At 69.6% G+C, this 17,673-nt stretch carries 18 protein-coding genes; 11 read left to right on the forward strand and 7 right to left on the reverse strand.

Annotated features, from left to right (window positions below):
- Window positions 1–91 precede the first annotated feature (91 nt).
- The 4 genes from M1203_RS28365 (at window position 92) to M1203_RS28380 (ending at window position 3,095) form a co-directional block, all read left to right on the forward strand.
- Window positions 92–1,069 carry a ribose-phosphate diphosphokinase gene (locus tag M1203_RS28365; RefSeq protein ID WP_249952647.1) on the forward strand — a complete coding sequence of 326 codons (978 nt, stop codon included), beginning with the start codon at window positions 92–94 and terminating at the stop codon, window positions 1,067–1,069.
- A gap of 198 nt (window positions 1,070–1,267) precedes the next feature.
- Window positions 1,268–1,858: a 50S ribosomal protein L25/general stress protein Ctc gene (locus M1203_RS28370; RefSeq protein WP_249952648.1), complete on the forward strand. Its 591-nt coding sequence runs from the start codon at window positions 1,268–1,270 to the stop codon at window positions 1,856–1,858.
- Window positions 1,859–1,956: 98 nt separating this feature from the next.
- Entirely contained in the window at window positions 1,957–2,553 is a 597-nt protein-coding gene (gene pth / locus M1203_RS28375; protein ID WP_249952649.1) for an aminoacyl-tRNA hydrolase, read from the forward strand.
- A 44-nt stretch (window positions 2,554–2,597) separates the two neighbouring features.
- The gene (locus tag M1203_RS28380) at window positions 2,598–3,095 is read left to right on the forward strand and encodes a hypothetical protein (RefSeq protein ID WP_249952650.1); all 498 of its coding nucleotides are present in this window, start codon (window positions 2,598–2,600) and stop codon (window positions 3,093–3,095) included.
- A gap of 123 nt (window positions 3,096–3,218) precedes the next feature.
- Here the strand turns inward: M1203_RS28380 and ppc are convergent, their stop codons facing one another.
- Window positions 3,219–5,948: a phosphoenolpyruvate carboxylase gene (ppc, locus tag M1203_RS28385; protein ID WP_249952651.1), complete on the reverse strand. Its 2,730-nt coding sequence runs from the start codon at window positions 5,946–5,948 to the stop codon at window positions 3,219–3,221.
- A 252-nt stretch (window positions 5,949–6,200) separates the two neighbouring features.
- Here ppc and M1203_RS28390 point away from each other — a divergent pair, with 252 nt between their 5' ends.
- From M1203_RS28390 to M1203_RS28400, 3 genes are all read left to right on the forward strand, one after another.
- Window positions 6,201–7,199, forward strand: coding sequence for a fatty acid desaturase (locus M1203_RS28390; protein WP_249952652.1), 999 nt, complete (start codon window positions 6,201–6,203; stop codon window positions 7,197–7,199).
- Window positions 7,199–7,894: a TetR/AcrR family transcriptional regulator gene (locus tag M1203_RS28395; protein WP_249952738.1), complete on the forward strand. Its 696-nt coding sequence runs from the start codon at window positions 7,199–7,201 to the stop codon at window positions 7,892–7,894. The genes M1203_RS28390 and M1203_RS28395 overlap by 1 nt, the downstream gene beginning before the upstream one ends.
- 92 nt (window positions 7,895–7,986) lie before the next feature.
- Window positions 7,987–8,598: a Uma2 family endonuclease gene (locus tag M1203_RS28400; RefSeq protein WP_249952653.1), complete on the forward strand. Its 612-nt coding sequence runs from the start codon at window positions 7,987–7,989 to the stop codon at window positions 8,596–8,598.
- A 1-nt stretch (window position 8,599) separates the two neighbouring features.
- Here M1203_RS28400 and M1203_RS28405 read toward each other — a convergent pair whose 3' ends face one another.
- Window positions 8,600–8,962, reverse strand: coding sequence for a VOC family protein (locus M1203_RS28405; RefSeq protein WP_249952654.1), 363 nt, complete (start codon window positions 8,960–8,962; stop codon window positions 8,600–8,602).
- 6 nt (window positions 8,963–8,968) lie between these two features.
- Window positions 8,969–9,826: a trans-aconitate 2-methyltransferase gene (locus tag M1203_RS28410; protein WP_249952655.1), complete on the reverse strand. Its 858-nt coding sequence runs from the start codon at window positions 9,824–9,826 to the stop codon at window positions 8,969–8,971.
- Window positions 9,827–9,953: 127 nt separating this feature from the next.
- On the opposite strand from M1203_RS28410, the gene M1203_RS28415 reads away from it, so the two are divergent.
- A complete protein-coding gene (locus tag M1203_RS28415) occupies window positions 9,954–10,448 on the forward strand; it encodes a MarR family winged helix-turn-helix transcriptional regulator (RefSeq protein WP_249952656.1) in 495 nt (164 codons plus the stop codon).
- Here the strand turns inward: M1203_RS28415 and M1203_RS28420 are convergent.
- On the reverse strand, window positions 10,410–11,354 hold the full coding sequence (locus M1203_RS28420) for a response regulator transcription factor (RefSeq protein ID WP_249952657.1): 945 nt from the start codon (window positions 11,352–11,354) through the stop codon (window positions 10,410–10,412). The genes M1203_RS28415 and M1203_RS28420 overlap by 39 nt on opposite strands.
- Window positions 11,355–11,600: 246 nt before the next feature.
- Here M1203_RS28420 and M1203_RS28425 point away from each other — a divergent pair, with 246 nt between their 5' ends.
- A complete protein-coding gene (locus tag M1203_RS28425) occupies window positions 11,601–12,047 on the forward strand; it encodes an N-acetyltransferase (protein ID WP_249952658.1) in 447 nt (148 codons plus the stop codon).
- Between the two features lie 62 nt (window positions 12,048–12,109).
- Here M1203_RS28425 and galK read toward each other — a convergent pair whose 3' ends face one another.
- The 3 genes from galK to galT form a co-directional block, all read right to left on the reverse strand.
- Complete coding sequence (gene galK, locus M1203_RS28430) at window positions 12,110–13,300, reverse strand: galactokinase (RefSeq protein WP_374404196.1); 1,191 nt, start codon at window positions 13,298–13,300, stop codon at window positions 12,110–12,112.
- Between the two features lie 13 nt (window positions 13,301–13,313).
- The gene (gene galE / locus M1203_RS28435; RefSeq protein ID WP_249952740.1) at window positions 13,314–14,282 is read right to left on the reverse strand and encodes a UDP-glucose 4-epimerase GalE; all 969 of its coding nucleotides are present in this window, start codon (window positions 14,280–14,282) and stop codon (window positions 13,314–13,316) included.
- 68 nt (window positions 14,283–14,350) lie between these two features.
- The gene (galT, locus tag M1203_RS28440) at window positions 14,351–15,394 is read right to left on the reverse strand and encodes a galactose-1-phosphate uridylyltransferase (protein ID WP_249952659.1); all 1,044 of its coding nucleotides are present in this window, start codon (window positions 15,392–15,394) and stop codon (window positions 14,351–14,353) included.
- Window positions 15,395–15,642: 248 nt separating this feature from the next.
- On the opposite strand from galT, the gene M1203_RS28445 reads away from it, so the two are divergent.
- Together M1203_RS28445 and M1203_RS28450 are read left to right on the forward strand one after the other, a co-directional pair.
- Window positions 15,643–17,313, forward strand: a complete 1,671-nt coding sequence (locus M1203_RS28445) for a sodium:solute symporter family protein (RefSeq protein ID WP_249952660.1) — start codon at window positions 15,643–15,645, stop codon at window positions 17,311–17,313.
- 24 nt (window positions 17,314–17,337) lie between these two features.
- The gene (locus tag M1203_RS28450; RefSeq protein ID WP_249952661.1) at window positions 17,338–17,658 is read left to right on the forward strand and encodes a hypothetical protein; all 321 of its coding nucleotides are present in this window, start codon (window positions 17,338–17,340) and stop codon (window positions 17,656–17,658) included.
- Window positions 17,659–17,673 lie beyond the last annotated feature (15 nt).

Consider the following 17,673-nt stretch of genomic DNA (forward strand, 5'->3'; position numbering starts at 1 on the left):
ATCACGGCGTACCGTGATAACTGCACGATTCGGCTGGCTCGCAGGGACGCGCGGGTGCAGCGGCCATCAACACGTCTGAGGAGACAGTGCTGTGACCGGGATCAAGACGACCGGCGAGAAGAAGTTGATGCTCTTCTCCGGCCGCGCCCACCCCGAGCTGGCCGAGGAGGTCGCGCAACAGCTGGGTGTCGGGATTGTGCCGACCAAGGCATTCGATTTCGCCAACGGTGAGATCTATGTGCGCTATCAGGAGTCGGCCCGTGGCGCGGACTGCTTCCTGATCCAGAGCCACACCGCTCCGATCAATAAGTGGATCATGGAGCAGCTGATCATGATCGATGCGCTGAAGCGGGCCTCGGCCCGGAGCATCACCGTGATCGTGCCGTTCTACGGCTATGCCAGGCAGGACAAGAAGCACCGTGGCCGGGAGCCGATTTCGGCCCGGCTGGTCGCTGATCTGATGAAGACCGCGGGGGCCGACCGGATCCTGACGGTCGATCTGCACACGGACCAGATCCAGGGCTTCTTCGACGGTCCGGTGGACCATCTCTTCGCGCTGCCGGTGCTGGCGGACTATGTGGCCGGGAAGGTGGACCGGTCGAAGCTGACGGTCGTCTCGCCGGACGCGGGCCGGGTGCGGGTCGCGGACCGCTGGTGCGACCGGCTGGGGGCGCCGCTGGCGATCGTGCACAAGCGGCGGGACAAGGATGTCGCCAATCAGGTGACCGTCCACGAGGTCGTCGGCAATGTGAACGGCCGGGTCTGTGTTCTGGTGGACGACATGATCGACACCGGTGGCACGATCTGCGCGGCGGCTGACGCGCTCTTCGCGCACGGCGCCGAGGACGTGATAGTGACGGCCACGCACGGCGTGCTGTCGGGTCCGGCCGCCGACCGGCTGAAGAACTCGAAGGTCAGTGAGTTCGTCTTCACGAATTCGCTGCCCGACCCGGGCAATCTCGATCTCGACAAGATCACGGTTCTGTCGATCGCGCCGACGATCGCCCGTGCGGTGCGTGAGGTGTTCGAGGACGGTTCGGTGACCAGCCTCTTCGAGGAGCAGGCCTAGGCGAGGAGCAGGCCTAGGCACGGAAGGGTTCCGGAAGATCGATTTCTGAGGCGGCCTCCCCGCCGGGTAGACTCACCGAGTTGCTCGGCGAGGGAGGCCGCACTCATGTGCGGCGGTCCGTTATCGACGCGCTCTTCGTAGCAGGCCTGTCGTGGCCGGGTGACGGCCGATTTCCTGTCATCTACGAGGAGTGCCGCCATGGCTGAAGTGAAGATCAGCGCCGAGGTCCGTTCCGAGTTCGGCAAGGGCGCCGCCCGCCGTACCCGTCGTGCCAGCAAGGTCCCCGCCGTCATCTACGGCCACGGTGCCGACCCCGTCCACGTGACCCTGCCGGGCCACGACCTGATGATGGCGCTGAAGACGGCGAACGCGCTGATCTCGCTGGACATCGAGGGCCGCAAGGAACTGGTCATCCCGAAGGCCGTCCAGCGCAACGCGCTCAAGGGTGACATCGAGCATGTCGACCTGCTCGCGGTGAAGCGCGGCGAGAAGGTCACCGTCGAGGTCGCGGTGCACACCGAGGGCGACCTGGCCCCGGGCGCCAACCTGCTGGAGAACGTGCTCAACACCCTGACCGTCGAGGCCGAGGCCACCCACATCCCGGAGTCCGTCACGGTCTCCGTCGCGGGTCTGGACGCCGGAGACTCCATCCTCGCCAAGAACGTCCCGCTGCCGTCCGGCACCACGCTGGTCACGGACGAGGACGCGGTCGTCATCCAGGTCCTGGCCGCGCAGGCCGAGGAGCCCGCCGCCGAGGAGGCCGAGGCGGCCGAGGGCGCCGAGGGCTGATCCGTACGCTGTGCCCCACGGGGTGGCGGGCCTCGGCCCGCCACCCCGTTCGCCTGTCCGTACCCCGATTCATCCGATCCAGAGGAGACGCAGCGCGGATGACCACGGATGCCAACGCCCCCTGGCTGATCGTCGGGCTGGGTAATCCCGGGCCCGGTTACGCGGCCAATCGGCACAATGTCGGGTTCATGGTGGCCGATCTGCTGGCGGAGCGTATCGGCGGCTCCTTCAAGCGGGCGCAGAAGGCGCAGGCCCAGGTGATCGAGGGCCGGATCGGGCCGCCGGGTCCCGGCAACCGCCGGGTCGTGCTGGCCAAGCCGGCCTCGTACATGAACCTGTCCGGTGGTCCGGTCACCGGGCTGCGTGATTTCTACAAGGTGCCGACGGCGAACATCGTCGCGGTCCATGACGAGCTGGACATCGACTACGGCGTGCTGCGGCTGAAGCTGGGCGGCGGGGACAACGGCCACAACGGTCTGAAGTCGATGACGAAGGCGATGGGCCCCGATTACCACCGGGTACGGTTCGGGATCGGCCGGCCGCCGGGCCGGATGCAGGTCGCGGACTTCGTCCTGAAGGATTTCTCGTCGGTGGAGCGCAAGGAGCTGGGGTACTTCGTGGACCGTGCGGCGGACGCGGTGGAGGCGCTGGTGATCGAGGGGCTTGAGCGCGCGCAGAGTACGTACAACTCCTGACAGGAGTTGACCGGGCGCATGCCTATGGCCAAAGATCCCGCCCTATGGGACGGACGACAGCGCGGACGCGGCGGAAGCGGAACTCCTCCGGCCGCGTGCTCTCCTTCGGCCGACGGGCGGCGATGGGCTGCGTGGCCGCGCTGCTGCTCGTCGCGGCGGTCTGGACCTCCTGGGACACCGCGCACCATGTGGTGCTCGGCAAGGGCCGTGAGCACGGCACGCTCACGGTGGCCGGCTGCGCGGACGGGACCTGCACCGGGCCGTACGATCCCGACGGCCCTGACGGTCCCCGCGCGGGGATGACCATCGGGCAGTCGGTCGCCGCCAAGAAGGGTGAGCGGTTCCCGGTGGTGGTGAAGCCGGGCACCGATGAGCTGGTCCGTACCGACGCGGCGGGGCAGCTGTACGCGTGGGTGCCGCTGGGCGGGGCGCTGCTGCTGGCCTCGCTCGTCATCGGTGGCGGTCTGCGGATGACCCGGACGGCCTGGGGGACGGCGCTGGCGGGCGCCGCGCTGCTGCTGGCCACGTTCTTCGCGCTCTGAAGCGCCCTGAAACGCACTGACGCTGACGCGCCCTGAAACGCTCCGACGCCGGTACGACACCGCCCCCGGCCCGGAAACCCGGGCCGGGGGCGGTGTCGTGGTGCCGCTCCGTACGAACCGCGATCAGCCGGTGTTGCGCAGCCCCGCCGCGACCCCGTTGACGGTCAGCAGCAGCGCCCGCGCCAGCAGCGGATCGGGCGCCTCCTGCCGCTCCGCCGCCGCGCGCTGGCGCGCGAGCAGCGAGACCTGGAGGTAGGAGATCGGGTCGAGGTAGGCGTCCCGGATCGCGAACGTCTGCTGGAGCACCGGGTTGGAGTCGAGAAGCTTCTCGCCGCCGGTGATCCGCAGCACCTCCTGGACGGTGAGCGCGTGCTCGGCCTCGATGGTGGCGAAGACATGCTTCAGCTCGTCGGGCACGAGGGTGTCCACGTAGTGGCGTGCGATGCGCAGGTCCGTCTTGGCGAGCGTCATCTCGACGTTCGAGAGGAAGTTCCGGAAGAAGTGCCAGTGCTCGTACATCTCGTCGAGCACGGTGTCCGGTCCGGCCTCGCGCAGTGCCTTCAGGCCGGAGCCGACCCCGTACCAGCCGGGCACGATCTGCCGTGACTGCGTCCAGCCGAAGACCCAGGGGATGGCGCGCAGTCCGTCCAGACCCGCGCCGGAGTCGGGCCGCCGGGAGGGCCGGGAGCCGAGGTGGAGGTCGGCGAGCTGGTCGACGGGGGTGGAGACGAAGAAGTACGCGGGCAGGTCGGGGTCCTCGACCAGCGCGCGGTAGGCGGCGTGGGCGGCGTCCGAGACGGTGTCCATCGCCGAGTCCCAGCGGGCCAGCGCCTCGTCGGACTGGCGCGGCGCGGTGTGCAGGGCCGAGGCCTGGAGCGTGGCGGCGACGGTCAGTTCCAGGTTCTCCCTGGCCAGGGAGGGGATCAGATACTTGTCGGAGATGACCTCGCCCTGCTCGGTCACCTTGATCTCGCCCTCCAGCGTGCCCCAGGGCTGGGCGAGGATCGCGTCGTGCGAGGGGCCGCCGCCGCGGCCGACGGTGCCGCCGCGGCCGTGGAAGAGGCGCAGTCGTACGCCGTGCCGGTGGGCGACGTCGCGCAGCCGGCGCTGTGCGCGGTGGATCTCCCACTGGGAGGTGGTGATGCCGCCGAACTTGGACGAGTCGGAGTAGCCGAGCATGACCTCCTGGACATCGCCGCGCAGGGAGACGAGCCGCCGGTAGGAGGGGTCGGCGAGCATGTCGTCGAGGATGACGTCGGCGGCGCGCAGCTCGTCCGTGGTCTCCAGCAGCGGCACGATGCCGATCTTGGCCCAGCCGCCGTGCAGGTCGAGGAGTCCGGCCTCGCGGGCCAGTACGGCCGCGGCGAAGACATCGTCCGCGCCCTGGCACATGGAGATGATGTACGACTCGATGACCTCGGGCCCGAACCGTTCGAAGGCCTGGCGGACGGTGTGGAAGACGCCGAGGGTCTTCTCGCCTGCGGCGTCGAGCGGCGCGGGGGTGGGCGCGAGCGGCCGGCGGGAGCGCAGTTCCTTGGCGAGGAGCTTCTGCCGGTATTCGCGGGGCATGTCGGTGTAGCGCCAGGATTCCTCGCCGAGCCGGTCGAAGAGCTGTCCGAGCGCGTGGTGGTGGGCGTCGGCGTGTTCGCGTACGTCCATGGTGGCGAGCTGGAGGCCGAAGGCGGCGAGCGTACGGATCGTACGGTCCATGCGGCCGTCGGCGAAGAGGCCGCCGCGGTGCTGGCGCAGCGAGGTCTGGATCAGGGTGAGGTCGTCGAGGAGTTCGGCGGTGCCGAGGAAGTCGCGGCCGGGCTCGTGCGGGGTGCCCTTGGCGAGGCGTTCGCGGGTGTTGACTAGCTTCTGGCGGATGCAGGTGGCCTTGAGGCGGTAGGGCTCTTCGGCGTTGAGCCGCTTGTAGCGGGGGCTGATCTCCGGGAGGCGGGCCAGATCGGTCTGGAGGGAGTCGAGGAGTTCGTCCGTGGCGCCGGTGTAGCGGATGGAGTTGGAGAGCAGGCCGCGCAGATAGTCGATGAGTTCGAGCGCGTCGGTGATGCCGTGTTCGTGCTGGAGGATCAGTACTTCGCGGGTGACCTCGGGGGTGACGTTGGGGTTGCCGTCGCGGTCGCCGCCGATCCAGGTGCCGAAGGTGAGCGGCCGGGTGCCGGGGGGCAGCTCGACGCCGACGCGGTCGAGTTCGGCGACGAGGTCTTCGAGTACGTCACCGACGGCGCCGACGTGCAGTTCGTCGAGGTAGTAGATGGCGTTGCGTGCCTCGTCGGCCGGTTCGGGCCGTACGACGCGCAGTTCGTCGGTCTGCCAGATCAGGTCGATGGACTCGGCGAGCCGCAGATCGTGGCGGCGCCGGTCGGAGGCGATGACGGGGGCTTCGAGGAGTTCGGCGATGCGGCGGAGCTTGTTGAGTACGGAGCGGCGCGCGGCTTCGGTGGGGTGCGCGGTGAACACGGGCCGTACGTTCAGGTTCTTGACGGTTTCGCGCAGATGCTCGGGGTCCGCGTCCTTGAGCCGGTCCGCGGTGCGGGCGAGCAGCCCGCCCTCGGCGGCGCGGCGTTCGCGCATCTCCCTGCCGCGGTGGACCTGTTCGGTGACATTGGCCAGATGGAAGTAGGTGGAGAAGGCGCGCACCAGCTTGGCGGCGGTCTCCAGGTCGGTGTCACCGAGAAGCTCGGCGGCGGCTTCGCCGTTCTCGCGCGTCAACGCGCGTACCCGCTCGACGAGGTCGAGAAGTTCCGGGCCTTCCTGGCGTACGAGGGTCTCGCCCAGGAGGTCACCGAGACGGCGGATGTCGGAGCGCAGCTCCGCGCTGGCGGATGGGGTCTGGTCGGCACTGCTCACAGGTGCGGCTCCTTGCAGTGTTGAAGCACGTCTGGAGGGTTCTGGAGGCGTCAGACCTTCCGGGGGAAGGTCTCGCGGACCGCGCTGTCCGACGACAACAAGGATAGGTGTCCTTCGCTTGGTGTTATCCACAGGCCTCTTGCCGCGCCGTATGGCGCTGCCATACTTACGATGCCGTAGGTTACGCACCCGTATCCAACCTTCTGCCCTATTCGTACTTCTGGCCTATTACTCACCCCAGGGGACCCCCTCATGCCCACACCCCCCGACCTGATCGACGATCCCTCCACTCCCCCCACCCCTTCGGGCGCCGACGGCACCCCCCTTCCTTCCGCCACGCTCGGCGGGGACAGCAAGGGGTCCATCGAGCAGATCGCCCTGCTGCTCTTCATCGTCGTGCCCTTCGCGGCCCTGCTCGCGGCGGTGCCGCTGGCGTGGGCCTGGGGTGGCGTGAGCTGGCTCGATCTGGGTCTGATGGTGGCGATGTACTACATCGGCTGCCATGGCGTCACCATCGGTTTCCACCGCTACTTCACCCATGGCTCCTTCAAGGCGAAGCGCCCGCTGCGGATCCTGCTCGCCGTGGCGGGTTCGCTCGCCGTGGAGGGCCCGCTGGTCCGCTGGGTGGCGGACCACCGCAAGCACCACAAGTACTCGGACGCGGAGGGCGACCCGCACTCCCCGTGGCGGTTCGGCGAGACGCTTCCCGCGCTGATGAAGGGCTTGTGGTGGGCCCACATCGGCTGGCTCTTCGACGAGGAGCAGACGCCGCAGCACAAATACGCGCCCGACCTGATCAAGGACCCGGCGATCCGCGCGGTCTCGCGCCAGTTCGCGCTGTGGACGGTCGTCTCGCTGGCGATCCCGCCGCTGGTGGGCGGGCTCGTGACGATGTCCTGGTGGGGCGCGTTCACGGCGTTCTTCTGGGGCTCGCTGGTACGGGTGGCGCTGCTGCACCATGTCACGTGGTCGATCAACTCCATCTGTCACGCGGTCGGCAAGCGACCCTTCAAGTCCCGGGACCGCTCGGGCAATGTGTGGTGGCTCGCGGTGCTGTCCTGCGGTGAGTCCTGGCACAACCTGCACCACGCGGACCCGACCAGCGCGCGGCACGGCGTGCTCAGGGGCCAGCTCGACTCCAGCGCCCGGATCATCCGCTGGTTCGAGCTGCTGGGGTGGGCGTCCGACGTCCGCTGGCCGAGCGCTGCCCGGCTGGACACCCGCCGCAAGAGCGCACCTGCCAAGGCATGATGGGCACCGTGGCGATCGACGGCAGTACGAGCGGCAAGGGCAGCACCGACAAGGGCCGGACCACGGGAGGCCGGCGGACCCGCAGGGTCCGGATGACGGGTGCGGAACGGCGCGAGCAACTGCTGGACATCGGCCGCACCGTCTTCGCCGAGAAGGGCTTCGAGGCCACGTCGGTCGAGGAGATCGCGGCGAAGGCCGGGGTCTCCAAGCCCGTCGTGTACGAGCACTTCGGCGGCAAGGAGGGCCTGTACGCGGTGGTGGTGGACCGCGAGATGCGCCAGCTGCTGGACATGGTCACCAGCGCCCTGACCGCCGGCCACCCCCGTGAGCTGCTGGAACAGGCCGCGTTCGCGCTCCTGGACTACATCGAGACGTATACGGACGGCTTCCGCATCCTGGTCCGCGACTCCCCGGTCGCGCAGTCCACGGGCACGTTCGCCTCGCTGATCAGCGATATCGCCACCCAGGTCGAGGACATCCTCGGCATGGAGTTCAAGGCCCGCGGCTTCGACCCGAAGCTGGCACCGCTGTACGCCCAGGCGCTGGTGGGCATGGTGGCGCTGACCGGCCAGTGGTGGGTGGACGCGCGCCGCCCGAAGAAGTCCGAGGTGGCCGCGCATCTGGTGAACCTGGCCTGGCACGGCCTGGAGAACCTGGAACCGAGGCCGCGGCTGATAGGCCACCGGAAGATCTGAGGGGTCAGCCTTGGGGGGCATGGTCACTCATTGTGATGACGATTGTCGTATTCCACCGCTACGGTGGAGAAACAGGGCCGAGCATTCCGTCCATGGACGACCTCTTGACCAGCGATTGGGCCGAACCCGCACCCCAATGGCCTCGGCCGCCCGACGGCGGCTACACGGTGGAAGATCTGTTCACTCTGCCGGCTCTCCCGCGTCATACCGAGATGATCGACGGAAGCCTCGTCTTCGCGAGCCGACAGAATCTCTTTCACGGCCGAGTGATCGACCTGCTGAGCACCGGCCTGCGCTGTACCGTCCCACCCGATCTGAAGATCAGTCGCCAGATGACAGTGATTCTGGACCGCTACAACGGCTTGGAACCGGATGTCTCCGTCATCCGAGCCGACGCGTGCACGGGCCTTGAGCAGGACAGATACGAGGCGGCCGATGTCCTGCTCGCCGTTGAAGTGGCCTCTCCTGCCTCCCGTGCGCGGGACCACGACAGCAAACCCCGCAAATACGCCGCGTCCGGCATCCCGAACTTCTGGCTGGTCGAGATGGCCGGCGCCGACAAGCACCCGGTGGTGCGTGTCTACGAACTGGACCCGCTGTCCAAGTCGTACCAGCTGACGGGCATCCATCACGACCGGCTCAAGACCGGCGTCCCGTTCACCATCGACATGGACATCACCCTGGAGGCACTGGACCAGCTCTGAGTCAGCCGAGGGGCTCCAGGAATTCGAGGCGGTTGCCGACCGGGTCCTCGGAGTAGAAGCGCCGGTGGCCCGGGAGGTGGTCGTCCCAGGTCACCCGCGCTCCCGCCGCCCCGACGCGGTGGGCGTACGCCTCGATGCCGGTGACCCGCAGGCCCGGATGGGCCTTCTTCGGGGGCCGGAAGTCCCTCTCGATGCCGAGATGGAGCTGCACCGCCCCGGACTGGAACCAGCAGCCGCCGCGCGCGGCCAGCGCGGGCGGCTTGGGGATCTCGGTCATCCCGAGGACATCCACGTAGTAGCCGCGCAGCGCGTCCTCGGAGCCCGGCGGGGCCGCCAGCAGGACATGGTCGATGGCTGTCAGCATCCGGTCTCACGCCTCCTTGTGGGCAACCGCGAAGATCCGGCGGAACGGGAAGACCGTGCCGTGCGGGCTCGGGGGGTAGGCCGTGCGGAGCAGGTCTCGGTAGTGGGCCATGAACTCCGCCGTGGCCTCCTCGTCGTCCTCCAGCGCCGTGAGGACGGGCCGCAGGGCCGTGCCCTTGACCCAGTCGAGCACCGGGTCCTCGCCGGTGAGGAGCTGGAGGTAGGTCGTCTCCCAGACGTCCGCCGCGCAGCCCAGGTCCGTCAGGCGCGTGAGGTAGTCCGCGGGCTCCAGGACGCGGTTGGCCCGCAGGGCCGGGAGGTCGAGCCGGTCGCGCCAGCGCGGGGAGGCGCACACGTCGGCGAGCAGGGTGTGGCTGGGCGCGGTGAAGTTGCCGGGGACCTGGAAGGCGAAGGTGCCGCCGGGGACGAGCGCGTCGATCCAGCCGGCGAAGGAGTCGGGGTGGTTCGGCACCCACTGGAGGGCCGCGTTGGAGACGATCAGCCCGTACGGTTCGCCGGGCGTCCAGTGCGCGGCGTCACCGGTCCGGAATTCCAGCGCACCGCCGCCCGCGGTGGGGCCCTCGTACTCCTCGCGGGCCCGGTCCAGCATCTCGGGCGAGTTGTCGAAGCCGGTGATCCGGGCGGCCGGCCAGCGGTCGGCGAGGAGCGCGGTGACATTGCCGGGGCCGCAGCCGAGGTCGGCGATCCTGACGGTTCCGCCGTCACCGGCGGGCGGCTCGGGGATACGGGCCAGCAGATCGAGGAACGGACGGCCCCGATGGCCGGCGTGCCTGAGGTACTGCTTCGGGTCCCAGGTCGGAGCGGGCTGGGCAGAGGAAGGGGAAGGGGAAGGTGCGGAGTGCATGTGGAGCCCCCATCGCGGTCTCGGCGTACACCGCCGGAGCGGCCCGCGGCGGTCAGGTCCCAGCCTGCACCCGCCATATCTTGACGTCAAGAGACTTCATGTCGAGGCACCCTCTACACTGATCGTCATGGAGGACGAGGTCGACCGACTGGTCGCAGCATGGCGCCGAGAGCGCCCCGACCTCGACGTGGAACCGCTGGAGGTGCTCAGCCGTGTGAGCAGGCTGGCCCGCCATCTCGACCGCGCGCGCCGTATCGCGTTCTCGGAGCACGGTCTGGAGCCGTGGGAGTTCGACGTACTCACCTCGCTGCGGCGCGCGGGCGCCCCGTATCAGCTCTCGCCCGGCCAGCTGCTGACCCAGACCCTGGTCACCTCGGGAACGATGACGAACCGTATCGACCGGCTCACCAAGAAGGGCCTGGTCGAGCGGTTGCCCGACCCCAGCGACCGGCGCGGGGTGCTGGTCAGGCTCACCACCGAGGGGCGGGACCGCGCGGATCAGGCGCTCGCCGGGCTGCTCGTCCAGGAGCGCGCGATCCTCGCCGAACTGTCCCGCGCCCAACGGGGTGAACTGGCCGGGCTGCTACGCCAGTTGACCGCCCCGTTCGACAACGTTCCCTAGCGGCTGCACCAGATCGACCGGTCCGACGCCCGCGCGGCGAGCCAGGGCGACGGCGGCCAGCGTGGAGTGCACGCCCAGCTTCCCGAGCACGTTCTGCATATGCGTACGGACGGTGTGCGGGGAGAGGAAGAGACGTTCGGCGACCGCCTTGCGCCCCAGCCCCGCGACCATGCAGCGCAGCACCTCGCGCTCGCGCGGCGTCAGCGACTCGACCAGCCGCTCGCTCTCCGTACGGTGCTTGCGCGCGGCCGTCAGCTCCCGCAGGACGCCCGTGAGCAGCGCGGGCGGCAGATGCGTCTCGTCCCGCAGGACGCCCCGCATGACGGCGAGCAGCCGTTGCAGCGAGCAGTCCTTCGCGACCCATCCGGAGGCGCCCGCCTGGAGCGCCAGGGCGGCGCGGTGCGGGTCGTCCTTCTCGGCGAGCACGACCGTACGGACGGACGGCTGGCCCGAACGGACCCCGGCGACCAGCGAGATGCCGTCGACCAGGACGGCTTCACCATGGTCCGGCACGGCACGGGCGACCGGCACCTGGGCCGGCCCGCCCGCCGCGGCCGATCCCGATCCGGGTCCCGATCCGGGCCCCGCCGTCGTCCCGTTCGCCGTCCCGTTGGCCGTCCCGTTCACCGCCCCGTTGAGCGAGCCGTTGAGGGAACCCGTCACACTCCCGTTGAGCGAGCCGTTGACCGCACCGCCGACCGCCCCCGGGACCGTGCCCAGATCGGCGTCGACGAGCATCACATCGAACCTGCGCCCCTCGGCCGCCGCGCGTTCGAGACAGCGCAGCGCGGCGGGGCCGCTGCCCGCGGCCGACACGTCCACGTCCGGCTCGGCCGCGAGCGCGGCGGCAAGCGATTCGGCGAAGATGCGATGGTCGTCCACCACAAGAACCCGGATACGTACCACTGGACACCCCCTGAAACGCGGGTGGCGGATGTCGCGAGCACGGCGCCCGGTATGCGGGGCGACAGATCAACGGCACGGCCGCCGCCGCCTGATGACCGCTGCCCCACCCCGGGCGTCGTACCCGACTTGTCTCCACCCCTGAACAGCACCGGCCCCCACCGGTGCTTTTTCCCAGCGTACGGGCGCGGGCCCGAAGCGGAAGGAAATTCGCAGAACTCGTTGGCCGCCGTGTTTATGGTGGGCCCCATGTTTCGTATGGAGACAGAAGTCGACAAGGAACGGCACGCCGCGCTCGGCGAACGGCTGGGCGCGGCCAACTCGGACCGCTCACCGGTCATGCGCGCGCTGCGCACCAGTCCGCTGGGGGAGGAAGTCCCGCTCCACGTCTGGCTGTTGGACGACACGACGGGCGAGCTGGCCGGCGGCCTGGCCGGCCGCACGTGGGCCCGCTGGCTCCATGTGGATCTGCTCTGGGTCGACGACCGGAACCGCGGCGCCCGGCTGGGCAGCCGGCTGCTGGCCGAAGCGGAACGGGTGGCCAGGACGGAGCGCGACTGCGCGCGGGCGCGTCTGGAGACCTGGGACTTCCAGGCCCCGGACTTCTACCGCAAGCAGGGCTACCAGGTCGTCGGCGAGATCATGGACTACCCGCCGGGCGTGACGGAGTACATCCTGGTCAAGACGCTGACCTGACCCGACAGGAACCGGAACCCGACGGGAACGCGCACCTGACCGGACAGCTCGCCCGGCCGCCCTCAGACCAGCCGGTGCGCCCCCCTCGACGGGATCGCGGGGAAGATGCGCGGGGCCGTGTGGCCCGCCGACGTGAAGGCTTCCGTGACCGCCTTCGTCACGGCTTCCGCGTCCGGCTCCTCGACCAGGACGACCGCCGAGCCGCCGAAGCCGCCGCCCGTCATCCGGGCGCCGAGCGCGCCCGCCGCCGTGGCCGTCTCGACCACCAGGTCGAGTTCGGCGCAGGAGACCCGCAGATCGTCGCGGAGCGAGACATGGCCCTCGACCAGGATCTCGCCGACGGCGCGGACATCGCCCGCGTCCAGCAGTGCGATGACCCGTTCGACGCGGTGGTCGTCGCTCACGACATGGCGGACGTAGCGGCGTACGTTCTCGCTCTCGCCCGCCGCGGCCAGCCGGTCGAGCGCCCCGGGCAGGTCCTCGTACGCCACATCGCGCAGCGCGCGCACCCCGAGCGCCCGCGCGCCCGCCTCGCAGCCCGCGCGCCGTTCGGCGTACGCGCCGTCGCCGAGCGCGTGCTTGACGCGGGTGTCGACGACCAGCAGCCGCAGTCCCTGGGCCGCCAGGTCGAAGGGCACCTGGCGCTGCGAGAGGTCGCGGGTGTCCAGATGGAGCGCGTGTCCGTCGGTGCAGCACGCCGAGGCCATCTGGTCCATGATCCCGCACGGCACGCCGACGAAGTCGTTCTCGGCGCGCTGCGCGAGCACCGCCAGCTCCGGCGCCGACAGGCCGAGTTCGTACAGGTCGTTCAGGGCGAGCGCGGTGACGACCTCCAGCGCGGCCGAGGACGAGAGGCCCGCGCCGGTCGGGACGGTCGACGCCAGATGGATGTCGGCGCCGGCGACCGGGTGCCCGGCCTGCCTCAGCGCCCAGACGACACCGGCCGGATAGGCGGCCCAGCCGGCGGAGGAGAGCGGTACGAGCGCGTCGGCGTCGAGCCGGACGACGCCCTGCGAGACATCGGCGGAGTGCACCCGCAGGACCGGGTCCGGACGGCGGGACACCGCGGCGACTGCCCGGTGCGGCAGCGCCAGCGGCATCACGAAACCGTCGTTGAAGTCGGTGTACTCGCCGATCAGATTGACCCGGCCGGGTGCCGCCCAGACGCCCTCGGGCTCGGCCCCGTACAACCGCCGGAACTCCTGGGTCACCGTCTCGACGGCGCCTTCCGCGCCCGTACCGCTCTGGCTCACCCTTGGTTCTCCCTCATCCTTGGTTCTCCTCGCGGCGGGCGAACGCCCACGCGTCCGTGACGATCCCCGCCAGATCGGCGCGGCTCGGGGTCCAGCCGAGACGGTCATGGGCCGCTTCGGCCGAGGCGACCAGGACGGCGGGGTCGCCGCCCCGGCGCGGTGCGACGACCTCGGGGACGGGGTGTCCGGTGACCGCGCGTACGGTCTCGATGACCTCGCGGACCGAGAAGCCCGCGCCGTTGCCGAGGTTGCAGATCAGATGCTCGCCGCCGGTGGCCGCGTCCAGCGCGCGCAGATGCGCCTCGGCGAGGTCGGCGACATGGATGTAGTCGCGTACGCAGGTGCCGTCCGGCGTCGGGTAGTCCTCGCCGAACACCGAGATCGCCTCCCGCTTGCCGAGGGCGACCTGGAGGACCAGCGGGATGAGATGCGACTCGGGGTCGTGCCGCTCGCCGCAACTGCCGTACGCCCCGGCCACGTTGAAGTACCGCAGCGAGACGGCCGCGAGACCGTGCGCCGCGCACTCCCCGCTGATCATGTGGTCGACGGCGAGCTTGGTGGCGCCGTACGGGCTGGTGGGCGCCGTCGGGTCGGTCTCCGTGATGGGGGTGGAGACCGGCTCCCCGTAGGTCGCGGCGGTGGACGAGAAGACGAGCGTGCGCACCCCGGCCGCGCGCATCGCGGCGAGCAGCGCCATCGAGCCGCCGACGTTGTTGTCCCAGTACTTCTCGGGCTTGGCGACGGACTCGCCGACCTGCGAGGAGGCCGCGAAGTGCAGCACCGCGTCGTACGAGGGGTCCAGCCACTTCGCCGCGTCCTGGATCCGGCCCTCGATGAAGTCCGCTCCCGCCGGGACGCCCTCGCGGAATCCGGTGGAGAGATCGTCCAGCACGGTCACCTCGTGACCGGCCTCCAGCAGATGTGCCGCGACCACGCTGCCGACATACCCCGCACCGCCGGTGACGAAGTACTTCCGGGCCACGGGGGCCGTCGCCGTCTTCCCTGTCGTCGCCGTCGTCGCCGTCGTCCCCGGGGAAGACACAGTCTCGCTCACTCGCTCGCTACCTCTCGCAGTCGCTCGGCCGCGGCCTCCGGCGGCACGTCGTTGATGAACACACTCATGCCGGATTCGGAACCCGCGAGGAATTTCAGCTTGCCGGAAGTGCGGCGGATGGTGAAAAGCTCAAGGTGAAGCGCGAAGTCGTGCCGCCCCTCGGCCCGGAAGGGCGCTTGGTGCCAGGCGGAGATGTACGGCGTCGGCGGTTCACCTTCGCCGAAGATCCGGTCGAAGCGTCTCAAGAGTTCCAGATAGATCTGTGGGAACTCTGTGCGCGCCGCGTCGTCGAGCCCGCGGAGGTCGGGGGTCCGCCGGACGGGGTAGAGGTGCACCTCGTACGGCCAGTGCGCCGCGTACGGCACGAACGCCAGCCAGTGCCGCCCCGCGAGCACCACCCGGCCGCCCTCGGTCCGCTCGCGCTCGACGAGGTCGTCGAAGAGGTTGCGGCCGGTCGCGGCGCGGTGCTCCCGTACGGAGCGGAGCATCAGCGCGGTGCGCGGGGTGACGAAGGGGTACGCGTAGATCTGCCCGTGCGGATGGCCGAGCGTCACACCGATCTCCGCGCCGCGGTTCTCGAACGGGAAGACCTGTTCGACCTGCGGCAGCTCGGCCAGTTCGGCGGTGCGGTCGGTCCACGCGTCGAGCACCAGCCCGGCCCGCTCCTCGGTGAGGTCCGCGAACGAGGAGTCGTGGTCGGAGGTGAAGCAGACGACCTCGCAGCGCCCCGAGTCCCCGGCGAGGGAGGGGAAGCGGTTCTCGAAGACGGCGACGTCGTAGTCCGGCTCCGGGATCTCGCTGAGCCGGCCGTCCCGCGAGGGGCAGAGCGGGCACGCGTCGGCGGGCGGGTGGTACGTACGGGCCTGGCGGTGCGAGGCGATGGCGACGGCGTCACCGAGCAGCGCGTCCCGGCGGATCTCTGAGGTGGTGGCGACCGGGCCGAGGGGCCTGCGGTCGGGAGTCTCGCGCACGGCGTCGTCCCGCAGGTCGTAGTAGACCAGCTCGCGGCCGTCGGCGAGCCTCGTCACCGTCTTCTTCATCGGTTGCCTCCACGGCCCACGGCCTCCGGCCGCGACACCACTCCCCAACAGAACCGCACACAAGAAATCATAAGCGAACAGTCGGCGTCAACGGCCACGACTGCCCGGAGCCCCGCCCTCGGACGCCGACTTCGATCACGACTCCGATCACGATCGGACAAAGAAAACCAACACAAGTGTTCATTTTCTAAACCCAGAGGCGTAGGTTCCCGCAGAGTCATCTTCTTGCGACGAAGCGGGTACCCCCCATGCGATACCTGGCCGAAGGGCTCCGGCTGCCCACCAACGGGCTCGACTACACCATCCTGGCGATCTACTTCATAGTGGTCCTCGGCATCGGCTTCGCCGCCCGTGCCAGCGTCAAGACCAGCCTGGACTTCTTCCTCTCCGGGCGCTCCCTGCCCGCCTGGGTGACGGGCCTCGCGTTCGTCGCCGCCAACCTCGGCGCCACCGAGATCCTGGGCATGGCCGCCAACGGCGCCCAGTACGGCGTCTATACCGTGCACTGGTACTGGATCGGCGCCATCCCCGCCATGGTCTTCCTCGGCCTGGTGATGATGCCGTTCTACTACGGGTCGAAGGTGCGCTCCGTACCGGAGTTCCTGCTGCACCGCTTCGGCCCGTCCTCCCATCTGCTCTCGTCGATCATCTTCGCGGTGTCGTCCGTGCTGATCGCGGGCGTCAACCTCTACGCGATGGCGATCGTGCTGGAAGCGCTGCTCGGCTGGCCCGAGTGGGTCGCGATCGTCGTCGCGGGCTTCTTCGTCCTCGCCTACATCACCATCGGCGGTCTCTCCTCGGCGATCTACAACGAGGTGCTCCAGTTCTTCGTCATCCTCGCCGCGCTGATACCCCTGACCATCGTCGGTCTCAAGCGGGTCGGCGGCTGGGACGGGCTGACCGACTCCCTCACCGGCTCGCACGGCGGCGCCTTCCTGAGCGCCTGGGAGGGCACCGGCGTCGGCTCGCCGAACCCGCTCGGCGCGAACTGGCTGACGATCGTCCTCGGCCTCGGCTTCGTGATGAGCTTCGGGTACTGGACCACCAACTTCGCCGAGGTGCAGCGCGCGCTGTCCGCGAAGAACCTCTCCGCCGCCAAGCGCACCCCGCTGATCGCGGCCTTCCCCAAGATCCTCATACCCATGGTCGTGATCGTCCCCGGACTGATCGCGCTGGTCATGGAACCGACGCTGGGCAAGGCGGGCAGCGGCCTCCAGTACAACGACGCGATCCCGGTCCTCATGCGCGATCTGCTGCCGAACGGCGTGCTCGGCATCGCGGTCACCGGTCTGCTCGCCGCGTTCATGGCCGGTATGGCCGCCAACGTCTCATCGTTCAACACCGTGTTCACCAACGACATCTGGGGCGCGTACCTCAAGAAGGACCGTGAGGACGCGTACTACCTGAAGACCGGACGGGTCGTCACGGCGGTCGGTGTGCTGATCGGCATGGGTACGGCGTTCATCGCCTCCAGCTTCAGCAACATCATGAACTACCTCCAGACGCTCTTCTCCTTCTTCAACGTCCCGCTGTTCGTGGTCTTCATCATCGGCATGTTCTGGAAGCGGACCACGCCGGCCGCCGGTTTCTGGGGGCTGCTCTCGGGCACGGTCGCCGCGATGGTCAACTACTTCTGGCTCTACAAGGGCGGAATCGTCGACATCCCGAGCGACCAGGGCGCGAACTTCGTCTCCTCCATCGTCGCGTTCGTCGTCGGCGCCCTGGTGATGGTGGTGGTGTCGTACGTGACGCGGCCCAAGCCCGCCGAGAAGCTCGCGGGGCTGGTGTACGGCACGCGCTCGCCCGACATGGACGAGCTGCCTGCCGAGGGCGACGACGCCTGGTACCGCAGGCCGGCCCTGCTCGGCTGGGGCGCGATCATCCTCGCCGCCATCTGCTACGTGCCGTTCTCCTTCTGACGGCGCCGAGAGGAACACATCACCATGAGCGACCACCGCAACGACGTCGAGGAGCTGGAAGCCAAGTCCGCCACCGCGGCCCGGCTCTTCGACATCCGCCGCATCATCGGCGGGCTCTTCGTGGTCTACGGGATCATCGTGACCATCGCCGGGATCACCGCGTCCGACGCCGATCTGGAGAAGGCGCAGGACATCAACATCAATCTGTGGACGGGGCTCGGGATGCTGGCCCTGGGGCTGTTCTTCCTGGCCTGGCTGAAGCTGCGCCCCACGGCGCCGCCCACGCCGGGCACATCGGCCACTCCGGCCACGCAGGGCACACCGCCCGTCCCGCCCGCCGAGTAACACCCGTCACAGGGG

This window comes from Streptomyces sp. 35G-GA-8 (genome assembly GCF_023534745.1).
Lineage (GTDB): Bacteria > Actinomycetota > Actinomycetes > Streptomycetales > Streptomycetaceae > Streptomyces.